The 13,479-nt window shown below is 46.5% G+C and carries 13 protein-coding genes; 8 read left to right on the top strand and 5 right to left on the bottom strand.

The window, feature by feature from the left end; translation table 11 throughout:
• Positions 1-72: 72 nt before the first annotated feature.
• From bioB to htpX, 5 genes are all read left to right on the top strand, one after another.
• Positions 73-1,119: a biotin synthase BioB gene (gene bioB, locus RHEIN_RS02615; protein ID WP_008897416.1), complete on the top strand. Its 1,047-nt coding sequence runs from the start codon at positions 73-75 to the stop codon at positions 1,117-1,119.
• Positions 1,120-1,127: 8 nt separating this feature from the next.
• Positions 1,128-2,279: an aminotransferase class I/II-fold pyridoxal phosphate-dependent enzyme gene (locus tag RHEIN_RS02620; RefSeq protein ID WP_008897417.1), complete on the top strand. Its 1,152-nt coding sequence runs from the start codon at positions 1,128-1,130 to the stop codon at positions 2,277-2,279.
• Positions 2,276-3,055, top strand: coding sequence for a methyltransferase domain-containing protein (locus RHEIN_RS02625; RefSeq protein ID WP_008897418.1), 780 nt, complete (start codon positions 2,276-2,278; stop codon positions 3,053-3,055). The genes RHEIN_RS02620 and RHEIN_RS02625 overlap by 4 nt, the downstream gene beginning before the upstream one ends.
• A gap of 3 nt (positions 3,056-3,058) precedes the next feature.
• Positions 3,059-3,730, top strand: coding sequence for a dethiobiotin synthase (gene bioD, locus RHEIN_RS02630; protein ID WP_008897419.1), 672 nt, complete (start codon positions 3,059-3,061; stop codon positions 3,728-3,730).
• Between the two features lie 119 nt (positions 3,731-3,849).
• Complete coding sequence (gene htpX / locus RHEIN_RS02635) at positions 3,850-4,716, top strand: protease HtpX (RefSeq protein ID WP_008897420.1); 867 nt, start codon at positions 3,850-3,852, stop codon at positions 4,714-4,716.
• A 66-nt stretch (positions 4,717-4,782) separates the two neighbouring features.
• Here the strand turns inward: htpX and RHEIN_RS20260 are convergent, their stop codons facing one another.
• Positions 4,783-5,724, bottom strand: coding sequence for a GGDEF domain-containing protein (locus RHEIN_RS20260; RefSeq protein WP_008897421.1), 942 nt, complete (start codon positions 5,722-5,724; stop codon positions 4,783-4,785).
• 188 nt (positions 5,725-5,912) lie between these two features.
• Here RHEIN_RS20260 and RHEIN_RS02645 point away from each other — a divergent pair, with 188 nt between their 5' ends.
• Positions 5,913-6,146: a TIGR02647 family protein gene (locus RHEIN_RS02645; protein ID WP_008897422.1), complete on the top strand. Its 234-nt coding sequence runs from the start codon at positions 5,913-5,915 to the stop codon at positions 6,144-6,146.
• Between the two features lie 28 nt (positions 6,147-6,174).
• On the opposite strand, the gene RHEIN_RS02650 is transcribed toward RHEIN_RS02645, so the two are convergent.
• Genes RHEIN_RS02650 through RHEIN_RS02660 form a run of 3 tightly spaced genes read right to left on the bottom strand, consistent with a single transcriptional unit; the run spans position 6,175 to position 9,925 of the window.
• The gene (locus RHEIN_RS02650; RefSeq protein WP_008897423.1) at positions 6,175-8,073 is read right to left on the bottom strand and encodes a transglutaminase family protein; all 1,899 of its coding nucleotides are present in this window, start codon (positions 8,071-8,073) and stop codon (positions 6,175-6,177) included.
• Positions 8,067-9,014, bottom strand: a complete 948-nt coding sequence (locus RHEIN_RS02655) for a DUF58 domain-containing protein (protein ID WP_008897424.1) — start codon at positions 9,012-9,014, stop codon at positions 8,067-8,069. The genes RHEIN_RS02650 and RHEIN_RS02655 overlap by 7 nt, the downstream gene beginning before the upstream one ends.
• Positions 9,011-9,925, bottom strand: coding sequence for an AAA family ATPase (locus RHEIN_RS02660; protein ID WP_008897425.1), 915 nt, complete (start codon positions 9,923-9,925; stop codon positions 9,011-9,013). Before RHEIN_RS02660 ends, RHEIN_RS02655 begins: the two co-directional genes overlap by 4 nt.
• Positions 9,926-10,159: 234 nt before the next feature.
• Between RHEIN_RS02660 and RHEIN_RS02665 the strand changes: the two genes are divergently transcribed.
• Together RHEIN_RS02665 and RHEIN_RS02670 are read left to right on the top strand one after the other, a co-directional pair.
• Positions 10,160-11,509 (top strand): class II 3-deoxy-7-phosphoheptulonate synthase, encoded by a 1,350-nt coding sequence (locus tag RHEIN_RS02665; protein WP_008897426.1) that lies wholly within the window; start codon positions 10,160-10,162, stop codon positions 11,507-11,509.
• Positions 11,493-12,584, top strand: a complete 1,092-nt coding sequence (locus RHEIN_RS02670; protein WP_008897427.1) for a 2-dehydropantoate 2-reductase — start codon at positions 11,493-11,495, stop codon at positions 12,582-12,584. Before RHEIN_RS02665 ends, RHEIN_RS02670 begins: the two co-directional genes overlap by 17 nt.
• Here the strand turns inward: RHEIN_RS02670 and ppsR are convergent.
• A complete protein-coding gene (ppsR, locus tag RHEIN_RS02675) occupies positions 12,581-13,390 on the bottom strand; it encodes a posphoenolpyruvate synthetase regulatory kinase/phosphorylase PpsR (RefSeq protein ID WP_008897428.1) in 810 nt (269 codons plus the stop codon). The genes RHEIN_RS02670 and ppsR overlap by 4 nt on opposite strands.
• Positions 13,391-13,479 lie beyond the last annotated feature (89 nt).

The following is a 13,479-nucleotide window of genomic DNA, read 5'->3' on the forward strand; positions in this document are numbered from 1 at the left end:
GCTAAGGGCCGATAGACTAACGGAAAATTTAAAAGACCACAATTTGTCTGTGGCTTGTCTTCGGGGAATTTTATGTCTGCAGTTTTACCACTTCGTCACAACTGGACTCTGGCGGAAGTAAATGCATTATTTGCATTGCCTTTTAATGACTTAGTCTTTCAGGCCCAGACAGTGCATCGTCAGTTTTTTAAACCTAACGAAGTGCAGATCAGCACCTTGTTGTCGATTAAAACCGGCGCCTGTGCTGAAGACTGTAAATATTGCCCTCAAAGCGGCCATTACAATACTGGTCTTGAGCGTGAACGTTTATTGGAAGTCGAAAAAGTATTAACTCAGGCCAAAGCCGCTAAAGACAAAGGCGCCAGCCGTTTTTGCATGGGCGCTGCCTGGAGCAATCCAAAACAACGTGATATGCCATTTTTGATGGAAATGGTCAAAGGCGTAAAAGAGATGGGTTTAGAAACCTGTATGACGCTGGGTAAACTGGATGCAGGTCAGGCGCAGGAGTTAAAACAAGCCGGTTTGGATTATTACAACCATAACCTGGATACCTCGCCTGAGTTCTACGGTGAAATTATCACCACCCGTACTTATCAGGACAGATTAGATACGCTGCAGCATGTGCGTGATGCCGGCATGAAAGTTTGTTGTGGTGGCATAGTGGGCATGGGCGAGTCGGCAAACGACAGATCTGCGCTTTTAATGCAGCTGGCAAATTTGCCGGAGCACCCACAAAGTGTGCCTATTAACATGCTGGTGAAAGTGCAGGGCACGCCAATGGAGAACGTCGAAGACTTAGATGGCTTTGAGTTTATCCGCACTATAGCGGTGGCCCGCATTATGATGCCGCAAAGTCATGTACGTTTATCTGCGGGTCGCTCTCGCATGAACGAACAAATGCAGGCGCTGTGTTTTCTATCAGGTGCTAACTCGATATTTTATGGTGATAAGTTATTGACCACAGAAAACCCTGAAGCGGATGCCGATATGTTGTTATTCGCCAAGCTGGGCATTGTGCCTGAGCAGCGTCATGATGTATCAGACGAAGCCCATGAAGCGGCTTTGGCAGACGCTATTAAAGAGCAAAATACGCCGTCTTTATTCCACAGCGCGGTTTAAGTTTATCTATGGACAGGTTACAGCGCTTTGCGCAGCAGATTTTGGAGCGCAAAGCAGCTGGCTTGTATCGGCAGCATCCGGCTATTGATTCGTATCAGGGTCGGTTGTTGCAAAACAAGCAAGGTGCTTATCTCAATTTTTCCGGCAATGACTATCTGGGTTTAGCCACAGAACCACAGCTGATCAAAGCTCTGGCCGAAGGGGCTGAACGTTTTGGGGTGGGTAGTTCAGGTTCGCCTTTAGTCACAGGTTTTCATTATGCCCATCGTGCTTTATCCGATGAGCTATGCGACTGGCTGGGCGTGGATGATGTATTGCTGTTTTCTTCTGGTTTTGCTGCCAATCAGGTGATGCTGCAGCATTTAACGGATAAAACCGATCAGCTGCTTTTAGATAAGCTTTGCCATGCGTCCTTGATTGATGCGGCTCTACATGCTGATGCGGGCTATAAACGTTTCCCTCATCAGGATTTAGCAGCGCTGGACATGTTGTTACAACGTTACCCTGCAGCTTTGGTGGTGACCGAAGGCGTATTTAGCATGGATGGCGATAGTCCGGATTTACCCGCTGTATCTGCACTTTGTAAAAAAAACAAAGCTGATTTGCTATTGGATGATGCTCATGCTTTAGGTGTGTTGGGGCATGAAGGCAAAGGTAGCTGGGATGCACAAGGCCTTCAATCCGGCGATATGTTGTGCCTGATGGCCAACTTTGGCAAAGCCTTAGCAGGTCAGGGTGCTTTTTTGGCAGGTTCAGCCACCATGATTGATTATTTGCGCCAGTTTGCCCGGCATTATATTTACAGCACAGCCTTATCTCCGGCTTTGTGCTGGGCGATGAAAATTTCTGTTGAGTTAAGCCGTAGTCAAGAGTGGCGCAGAGACAAACTGAACGATAATATTCAGCTGTTTAAAACTCTTGCTGCTGGTGCTGGTTTCAGTTTATTACCATCAAACACCGCGATACAACCTCTGATTATTGGCGATTCAGACAAAGCCATGTTGATAAGCTCAGCGCTTAAAAAACAAGGCATTTGGCTGAGCGCCATACGACCACCCACAGTACCGCAGGGCAGCGCAAGGTTACGCATTACCTTGTCCGCCTTACATCAGAGCGACGATATTCGATGTTTAGTGCAAAAGCTGGAGCAACTGATATGAATGCGCTGGCTTTAACGGACGATATAGCCCGTCATTTTGGTCGTGCCCGTGAAAGTTATGAACAGGCTGCACGTTTACAACGGCTGGTTGCAGCTAAAGCCTTGAGTTTATTAAAACCGACAGATGGATTGTTGCTGGATTTAGGCTCTGGCCCTGGCTGGTTTCATCCAGAGTTAAAACAACATTGCACCGACTTAATAGCGCTGGATTTAAGTCATGACATGTTACAAAAAACCAGGGAAGCACTACATGCCACTTTAGTAGTTCAGGCTGATGCTCAGTCTTTACCTGTAGCGAGTGAAAGCATCAACCGGGTCTTCTCCAGCCTGATGTTGCAATGGTGCGAACAACCACAGCTGGTGCTGCGAGACATCAACCGCGTATTAAAACCTGGTGGTTCAGCTGTGATCAGTACCTTGCTCTATGGCACTTTAGAGGAATTTAAACAGGCATGGGCACAGGTGGATCATCATCAGCATATCAACCAGTTTTTGCCATTAAGCTTCTTTCAGCAAGTACAACAGCAGTATCCGGAATTAGGCTTAGAGCTTCTGACTGAACAGGTGCAGCTGTCGTATCCGGATGTGCTGGCTTTGGCTCGGGAGTTAAAAGATTTAGGCGCCAATACAGTCACCCAAGGCCGTAATAAAGCCTTAACTGGTAAACAACGCTGGCAAAAAGTTCAGCAGGCTTATCCATCCCGTTGCATCGACGGAAGCATCAGTGCCAGTTATCAGGTGTTGTATCTGGTCCTTACTAAGAAAAGCAAAGAGTAAAAAATGCAGACAGTTTTTATCACGGGCACAGATACAGATGCGGGCAAAACTTATGTGGCTGTGGCATTGCTACAAGGCTTAAAAGCTCTGGGCCATCGCACTGTGGCGCAAAAACCAGTAGCAGCCGGGGTGAATGAAGCAGGTTTTAATACTGATGCTTTGCAATTGCTGCAGCACGCGACAGAGTCGTTAAGTTATCAGCAGGTGAATCCTTATTGTCTGACCGATGCAGTAGCCCCGCACCTGGCTGCAGCAAAAGCAGGACTTTGTATAGACCCTATCATTCTGACCAAAGAGTTACATAAGCTCCAAAATGTGGATGCTGATATAGCTCTAGTAGAAGGTGCTGGTGGCTGGTTATTACCACTGGATGATCACAGTACTATGGCGGATTGGGTGACAGAGCTGCAATTGCCAGTGCTATTGGTGGTGGGGATGAAACTTGGCTGCTTAAACCATGCTTTATTGACGGTACGTGAAATTGAACACTCTGGCCTGAAGCTGCTAGGCTGGGTGGCCAATTGTATTGACCCGGACATGGCTTATCAGCAGGAAAATATCAGCTATTTACAACAAAAGCTGACAGCGCCATGTCTTGGCGTTTTGCCTTACCAGTCCGAACCACAGATCAATGCAACGCTTGCCACGGCTTTTGTTCAAGCGCTCCTGGATTAGTGTTAAATAACGCACCGATAACTCCATTCATCTTTATTTACAATTGCTTGTCGCACTTTCATTGAAAAAACGCTTCTAAGCCATATAGTACAAGCAGTAGCTTAATAAACGAGGTATCTATGAAGCGAATTATACTGTTCTTAGCCACAAACCTGGCGGTGATGTTGGTGTTAAGTATAGTACTTAGCATTGTTTTCCGTGTGCTTGGCATTGATAGCCGCAGCATAGGCGGCCTGTTGGTATTTGCAGCAGTATTTGGTTTTGGTGGTTCGTTCATTTCATTGTTTATGTCGAAATGGATGGCCAAACGTTCTACCGGTGCTGTGGTGATCACCCAGCCACGTAATGCCACTGAGCAGTGGTTATTTGATACGGTGCGCCGTCAGGCTCAGCAGGCTGGTATTGGTATGCCTGAAGTGGCCATTTACGACTCACCGGAAATGAACGCTTTTGCCACAGGGGCCAGCCGTAACAATGCGCTGGTGGCTGTAAGTACAGGCTTAATGCGGAATATGCGTGAAGAAGAAGTGGAGGCTGTGCTGGCGCATGAAGTCTCACACGTCGCTAATGGTGATATGGTGACTCTGACGCTTATTCAGGGTGTGGTGAACACTTTTGTGATCTTCTTTGCCCGTTTAATTGCCGGTGCGATCAGCGGTAACCGCAATGACGAAGGCGGCAGCAGCAATGGTTTTGCGTATATGATGACTGTTTTTGTGCTGGAAATGGCTTTTGGTGTGCTGGCCAGCATTATCGTCATGTGGTTCTCCCGTCAACGTGAATACCGTGCTGATGCGGGTGCAGCCAAACTGGTTGGTGCCAATAAAATGGTCGCAGCGCTGGAGCGTTTACGTAATAACCACGAAAGTCAGTTGGAAGGTTCAATGATGGCTTTTGGTATAGCCAGCAAACCTGCTGCATCAGAGCTGTTTTTAAGCCATCCACCGCTGGAAAAACGTATTGCAGCATTACGTGGTGCTTTTTAAGCCAAGGCGTTAGCAACATAGTACAAAGAGGAACTTCGGTTCCTTTTTGTTTTTATAAAACCAGGCTTAACACATCATCACCTGATTTCTGCCTGCTGCTTTGGCCTGGTACAAGGCTTCATCTGCGGCCTGAATTAAGTTAAAGGCTGTAGTGCCATGCTCAGGATAACAAGCCAGGCCAGCAGACAAGGTAATACTGATGGTCTGATGTTTAGCAAAAACCTGAGCTTGCTGTACATGCTGCCGCCAGTTTTCCGCCAGATGTCTGGCTTGCGCAGCGTTCGTATTAGGTAAAATGACCAGAAATTCTTCCCCGCCGTAGCGGAACAAAATATCGGTACGTCTGCTTTGACGAAGTAAATGTTTTGCCACCATTTCAATCACTGTGTCGCCGGTCTGATGACCGAACTGATCATTGAGTTGTTTAAAATGATCCAGGTCCAGCATCACCACAGCCAACGGTTTTTGATTACGTCTGGCCAACGCCAGCTCACGCTCCATAAATTCATTAAGGAAACGACGATTAAATAAATTGGTTAAGGGATCACGGATAGCTTGTTCACTGATGCGATTCTTCAGTTGCTCTATATCTGTTAGCCGCTTTTGCAGCTCATCTTTCTGTTGCTGCAGCAACAGCAGAGCATTCTGCTGTTCGCTGATATCCTGCATCACCAGTAAATAACTGGCAGGATCCGAAGGCTCTGGTTGCTCAAGTTGCATTTTAAAATGCCGGCAGTTGTCCTGGTCTGTACTCAGGCACCAGAACACAGGCTTTTGATGCTGGCACAGCAGCTGCAATTGGCTGATAAAATCGGCTGGAAGCTGGTTTAACCCCTGAGCACGGGATCTCAGCCGCAAATTAAATAACTGCTGAAAGGCGGTGTTGCTTCGCAGCAGTTTTATGTTTTGATTTGTCTGACGTTGCAGCAATGCAAAGGGCGTGGACAAGGACTGAAATAAGTCCGTCCAGCCAGGAAAGCTATGTGGTGTTGATGGTCCTTTTGTCACGAGGTACGCAGCTCTTTGACCTTTGCCTGACTATAGGAAATATCTGCCTAAAAATACAGCAAGCTGTATTAAAAACAGTCGGTTTTTGTTGGCGAAGAACGGAATATAAAGAGTACAGGCACTTTTGCTGGAAAAATTGTCAAATAGGGTCTAGTTTCTAGCAAAACAACGACAAAGGAAAAGACGAGATGCCGGTAAATTCACAATTGAATGATGAGATTCGTATTTTGACTTTATTTAACCTGGACACTTCGCTGGAAGGCATTAAGGCCCATAAATCAGCCGATCCAGGTGCAAAAGAAGCCATTGAGCGTTTACATAAAAAAGGCTTATTAACCCAGGCCGACGGCGGTTATCTGACCGATCTGGGGCGTAATTGCGCTGAGCATTTACAAAGCGCGTTGCGTATTCTCAGTACTTAATAGCCCAAGCTTTGAACTGACAGCACTTTCAACCCACAGTACTGTTATGTTTTGCCAATTGATGGAGCAGTTTGCGACACTGTTGCAACTGCTCTTGCTGCTCTGCAAATTCAAATCGCTGATAAGCGGATAATAGTTCATTCAGCTCTGTGCTCAGTGCGGGATGAAGAGCAGTCAGTTGGCGCAGGTATGACTCCATACTCTGATAATCCGCCTTTTCGCCATAAGGCCGCAGTACCTTCAGCATCCGTTGCCGTAACAGAACATTCTGGCTTTGGCTGCTGCGCTGTAGCCAGAGGTAAATAATCAGCACCAGAAGCAATGATGTTGTGATGCCTGTGGCTATCCATAACCAAGGCATGGTTTTAAAATAATGCCAGATAAAACGCTGCTCTGTCTGATCAAAACTCAGTACCCAAACCGACCAATAATAATCCAGCCATTCCAGCTGCTGCAGCCAGCTGCCTAAAAATCCACGCTGAAAAAACTGATCTAAAAATTGCCGTTCAGATAAAGACAATGCATCAGATAAGCCCTGGGTTAAACGCAGAGGTGCAACTATCACAGTGGCATCAAAACGTCGCCAATAGCCGTCTTCCAGATACTCAACCCAGGCATGAGCATCTTTTTGCAACACTTGCAGATAATCGCCTTGAGTCTGCCAGACGCCGCCCTGATAGCCAGCAACCACACGGGCAGGAATACCGGCAGCGCGAAACAGATAAGCTGCTGCAGAAGCATAATGACCACAGAAGCCCACTTTGTGCTGAAATAAAAACTGATCCACCTGAGCCTGTTGGTTCAATACAGGCGGGCGCAGACTGTAACTGAATTGCTGCTGTTCAAAATACTGGTATAAAGCCCGGGCATAAGCTGAGGCTGTTGTGTGCTGTTGTTTGAGTTGTAACGCCAGCTCGCTGGCTTGCGGGTTGCTGTGACGCAATACCAGATTGCGTTTTGCTTCCTCAGTGTTTTGTTGGGCAACAGCCGAACCATTTGAGGTCAGGCTATAAGAAAAACGTCTGCTGATCTGCTGGCGGCTTTCTATTAAACCAGCAGCAACAGTCTGGACTTGCCCCTGCAATTGACTGACCTGGCCCAAACTAAAGAGGCTACGCTGAAAATGGGGTTCAACCACTAACTGGTATTGATAGCGGCCTGCTGTGGTCACTGGCTGTTGTGGCGTACGCTGTAAATCGGGTAGCCAGTCCTGACCATTAAAAGCTTCAAACACTTTGGCCCGCCAGTAGAGTTCATGCTGAGCAGGTTTTTCATTAGCAAACTCAACTCTGAACGCCAGACTGTCGTTTTGCACTAATCTTTCCAGTCCTCCCAACGACAGCTCATCGGCTAAACCTGTTTGGGCCTGATGCTGCCTTTCGGTTTGCCATAAAGGTGGTAGCCTTGGAAACAATACAAAAAGAGCGATACAAAAAGGCATGACCCAAAGCAGTAAACGAATGTCGGTCCAGCGAAATTTACTTTGTTGCACCGGAGCAAAGAGCAGGTAATGCAAATACAAATTGCAGAAAAATAACAAAAACACCGCGCTGGCAAACCACAGGCTTTGATTGAGCATAAAACCTGTGGTGATTAAAAAATACTGCACCCACACCAGCTTTTTGGCGTGTGGGAGTTCAGAATGAATAGAAAAAAGTCGCAGAGCGGCTGAAAAAAACAACAACTGCAGCATGGAATCCTGCATATCCTGTTGCCATAGCTGCGAAAGCAACAACAGGCACAACATCACAGCCAGCGCATTGATGGTCATCATCCTGACTTTTTGCTGTGCTTTAAAGCTGATGTATTTAAACAGCAGAATGCCCATCAGCACCAGACTGGACCACCAGCTTAAGCCCTCTTGCAGCAAGGCTAATAACATCAGCTGCACCAGCAGGGCTGTGGGAATAAATGCCGGATTCAGCATAAGGTCAGAGCCTGTAAACAACGATGCAAATGAGCCTGCCCCTGATCGGGGCCAATAGTACTGAGTGGGGTGCTCAGACTGTAACTTTCGCCTTGTTGTTCATACTGATGCAGCAAAACGCAAAATTGTGACAGCTGCAGCTCCAAAGCAGCGCCTGTGGCAGTGACGATCAGTGTCTTGGGTAAAGCAGGCACAGTGGACTCTGAGTTCTGCCGAACCACAGGTTGCCAGGGATTTTTTGCTAATCGTTTCCAGTCGATGCTCGAAGCCTGATCTCCGGGCAGATAAGGTGCCAGTTGATCCGGCTGATCCGGGATCTGCTGGCGTGGCGCTGCATTGGTATTTTTTAATTCAGCGGCTGCCGGGTAAACCCAGTAGGGCTGCTGCAACTGAATATAGGTCCAGCAACGGATCAAACCAAAGGGAAAATAGGATTCAAGCTTAAAGCGCTGTAGCTGATAAAAACCCCGCTGACGCTGATAAAGCTCCAGCTGTACCAGCTCTGGCAGAGTTTCAAATAAAAGGGCTTCAAACTCATCACCGGAAAAAGACAGCATTTTTTTATGCTCTGTATGGCTTAAAGCTAAGCTCAGAGTCAGACTTTGGCCGGCATAGGTGTGTAAAGGCATAGATAAAGGTGGGCTGGTTTTTAGCTGTAATCTGTACAGATTAAAAAAAGCCGCCAGAATGCAGCAACAGAATAACGACAGCAGCAGATAAGCACAAAGCAGGATCAGGTTGTTTTGATAGTTACTGCCAAAGACGTATAACAAAATAATCAGCAGCACAAACCAGGCGCCATAAGCGCTGGGGAAGACATAAAGCAGATGCTGGCGCAAGGTGAGTTCAGTGGACGCAGGCTGACGTTTATCCAGCCAGCGATAAAATCTCAGCCTGAGTTTCTGTTTAATTTTTTGCCACACTGTCATCTTTAGTGTCATAGAGGGCAAGGCACCTTGCGCAGTAATTGCAGACTCAGGCTTTTGTTGTCTCTGGAAGAACCTGGATTAAGCCTGTGTTCTGCCACAGAAGGAAACACCTGTTGCACATCCTCTGCTGTGGCGTAATGACGACCGGACAACAAAGCAAAAGCTTTAGTGGCTCTTAACAAAGCCTTAGCTGCCCGTGGTGAAAGTGGCAGGCAATCCTGCTGCTGCCTGCTTTGTGTCACCAACGCCAGCAAATAATCAAGCAAGGCATCACTGACTTTGATCTGAACCACTTGCTGTTGCAATAACAGCAGTTGCTGCTCGTTAATACAAGGGAGCAGTCCTTCTAAACGGGATTGGCCATGATCCTGCTGCAGTATCAGTTTCTCCGTCTGCAGATCCGGAAAACCCAGGGCAAGGCGCATCAGAAAACGGTCGAGTTGTGATTCAGGTAAGGCATTGGTACCAGCATGAAACAACGGGTTTTGGGTGGCTATCACAAAAAAGGGTTTAGGCAAAGGGTAAGACAAACCATCAACAGACACCTGTTTTTCTTCCATGGCTTCGAGTAAAGCACTTTGAGTACGGGGGCTGGCTCTGTTTATTTCATCGGCCAACAAAATCTGACTGAAAATAGGGCCACTGCGGAACTGAAACTCCTGAGTGTCTTTTAAAAACACCGATTGCCCCAGCAGGTCCGCAGGCAACATATCATTAGTAAACTGAACTCTTTTGTAATGAACTCCCAAACTTAGAGCCAGTGCATGGGCGAGGGTGGTTTTACCTAAACCTGGTAAATCTTCAATCAATAAATGACCTTCTGACAATAAACAACACAAGGCCAACCGCACGGCCTGAGGTTTACCTAAAATTACCTGATTCAGCTTCTGCTCTAACTGCTGTAAAGCCTGAATTTCCACCATAAAAGCTCCGTTTTAAATGCCGCTTTCAGCGCCAAAACCTTGCTAAAAAAGGCTTGATATTTTCAGATGTTTAGACATCTGGGTGTTTTTGTCGATAAATTTCGGACTATTTATACTTTTCCGCGCAATATACTCATTTAAGCATTGAATTTAGCCGCCAATAAATTTACTTTGTCTGCGGATAAATAACCTAGTGACATTAACTATCAACTCAGACTTATAGGACTACTTAAAGTGACGACCTGGACGCCTCAAAGTTGGCGAGCTTTTCCAATCCAACAACAACCTCATTACGATGATCAGGCTTTACTCAGCACTGTTGAGCAGCAATTGCACAAATATCCGCCTTTGGTGTTTGCGCAAGAGACTCGTGATCTCTTTAGTCAGCTTGGTCAAGTGGCTGAAGGCAAAGCATTTTTACTGCAAGGTGGCGATTGTGCGGAAAGCTTTAGTGACTTTAATGCACCAAAAATTCGTGACACTTTTAAAGTATTACTGCAAATGGCCGTGGTGCTCACCTTTGCCGGCGGTTGTCCTGTAGTTAAAGTAGCACGTATGGCTGGCCAATACGCCAAACCCCGCTCCAGTGATTTAGAAACCATAGCTGGTGTATCTCACCCCAGCTACCGTGGTGACATAGTCAACAGCTTTGAATTTACGGCAGAAGCCCGCAAGCCAGATCCAAACCGTTTAATGACGGCTTACCATCATTCAGCGGCCACCTTAAATTTGTTACGTGCTTTTGCACAAGGTGGATTAGCCGACTTGCATCAGGTCAGCCGCTGGAATCTGGGTTTTGTCGATGCCAATCCACTGAAAGGCCGCTATCAGGATGTCGCTCAGCGCATTCAGGAAGCGCTGCGGTTTATGGAAATTTGTGGTATCACGGCTGAAAATTCACCGTCCATTCGTGAAACGTCCTTGTATACCTCGCATGAAGCCTTGCTGCTGAACTATGAAGAGGCCTTGACACGCCGTGATTCGTTAACAGGTGAATGGTACGACTGTTCAGCTCATATGGTCTGGATAGGTGAACGTACCCGTCAGTTGGATCATGCGCATATTGAGTTTTTCCGTGGTATCAAAAACCCTGTAGGTGTGAAAGTAGGCCCTGGTATGGATGAAGTGGATTTATTGCGCTTAATTGACGCTTTAAACCCGGAAAATATTCCTGGCCGCCTGACCTTAATCACACGGATGGGCGCTGATAAGCTGGCTGAGAAATTACCAGCCTTAGTGCGTCGGGTTGAGCGCGAAGGCCGCAAAGTGGTCTGGAGTTCCGATCCAATGCACGGCAATACAGTCAAAGCCAGCAATGAATACAAAACCCGTGACTTTGAAGCGATTTTGCGTGAAATCCGTTATTTCTTTGCGGTGCATCAGGCAGAAGGTACTCATGCCGGTGGTATCCACCTGGAAATGACCGGCGATAACGTTACCGAATGTACGGGTGGCGCTTATGGTTTATCAGAAAACGATTTAAGCAAACGTTACACCACCCAGTGTGATCCGCGCTTAAATTCAGATCAGGTGCTGGAACTGGCTTTCCTGATCGCAGATACCCTTCGTGCGGTCCGCAAATAAAAATACTACTGCTGAACTGCTGTCTGATTTTTCAGCCAGCAGTTCAGCGCCTCTGCGTGTTGCTGTAGTTGGTGCTGGTGCTATAGGTTGTTACCTCGGTACCATGCTTTGTCAATCTCCTGCTTTTGAAGTGTTTTTTATCGGGCGCGAAAATATGGCGCTTGAAGCTGCTGCTTATGGTTTAACAGCTCAGGATTTAAATGGCGCCTGTTATAGGCTTGCCTCACCTGCTGTTTATACTGAACTTGACGTTCTTCGTAGTGCAGAGCTGGTGCTGGTTACAGTCAAAGCTTTGGATCTGGAATTCCTATTACCCCAGCTTGTATATCATCTTTCGGCCGATTGCATTGTCGTCGCTTTGCAAAATGGTGTGGCGATCAGGCCCTTGTATCAGCAGTTTTTAACTCAGACTGTGATCCGTGCCATAGTGCCCTTTAATGTGGTAAAAATCAGGCCAGGCTTTTATGCCCGGACTACAGGTTCGGACATGATCTGGCAACAGACTGCCGATCCACGAATTTTAGCTGTCCTGACTCAGTTGCAACGACAGGGCATCAGTTCAAAACAACAGGACAGTATGAAAGCAGCCGAGTTTGGTAAATTATTACTCAACCTGAACAACGCCATTAACGCTTTATCTGATATTCCATTGCAGCAACAATTATTACAACGTCCTTATCGGCTGTTACTTGCAGCTGCCATGCTGGAGCTGCTGGACTTATGCAAGCGCCTGCAGATAGAAACCTACTCTTACACCAGTATTCCCAACAGTTATATTCCCTTGCTGTTACATAGCCCAAATTGGTTATTTAAGCGACTGGCAAAAAAAATGCTGGCCATATCGCCAGATGCGCGTTCTTCGATGTGGGATGATATTCAGGCCGGAAAAACCACCGAAATAGATTTTCTCAATGGTGCTGTTGTCACTTTAGCTGAACAATTGAAGTTGGATGCACCAGTCAACAGATTGCTGGTGCAACTCGTCAAGCGTAAGGAAAGAGGTGAGCCCATCCGGCTTTGCCCCTTGCATGCACAGCGGTTGCTGCAAGAGGCCAGCACAAGCGAAAAGGCCTAATACTTTTGACGTTTTAAACCGGTTTGCGACAAAATTTTCGCTGAAATTTCCTCAATCGACAAATGAGTCGAATTTAAAAAAGGGATTTTTTCTTTCTGATACAAAGCTTCCACTTCATCTAATTCCAGTTTGCATTGGCGTAAAGACGCATATTTGCTGCCGGGCCGACGTTGTTCCCGGATCTTGCTTAAACGCTCAGGAGTAATGGTTAAACCAAACAATTTATTCTTCTGAACTTTGAGTTCAGGCGGCAAACGCAGCATATCCATATCTTCCTGCACAAAAGGGTAATTGGCCGCTTTAATGCCGTACTGCAGCGCCAGGTATAAACTGGTAGGGGTTTTACCTGAGCGGCTGACTCCTACCAGAATAATATCGGCCTTGGCGTACTCCTTTAAATTTACGCCATCGTCATTAGCCAGTGCATAGTTCACTGCATCAATACGAAAATCATAAGTTTTTTCATGAATGCTGTGAGTGCGGTGCGTTTTTGGCATAGCAGCTACGCCTAATTCTTTTTGCATGGGCTCAATAAAGGCGTTCAAAAAGTCATAACAGACGCCATCGCTGCTATTAATAATCTGGCGTAACTCTTCGTCAACAAAGGTCTGAAAAATTAAAGGTCGGATACCGGTTGTTTTATAACGATCGTTTATTCGTTGTTTAGCTTGTAATGCGATCTCGGCAGTTTCAACAAATGGGATGGTGACATGGTCGAATTCCGCCGGAAACAGTGAAAGCAGAGCGTGTCCGAACACCTCAGAAGTAATGCCTGTGCCATCAGATATATAAAAGGCTGTTCTCACGGTTTTCTCCATTTTGTCGTTATTAAATTACATTATAAATTAAGGTTTTATTTAACTTTGGTGCCAGTGTAGAATTAGCCTGCTTATGT

Source organism: Rheinheimera sp. A13L, assembly GCF_000217935.1.
Classification (GTDB): Bacteria; Pseudomonadota; Gammaproteobacteria; order Enterobacterales; family Alteromonadaceae; genus Pararheinheimera.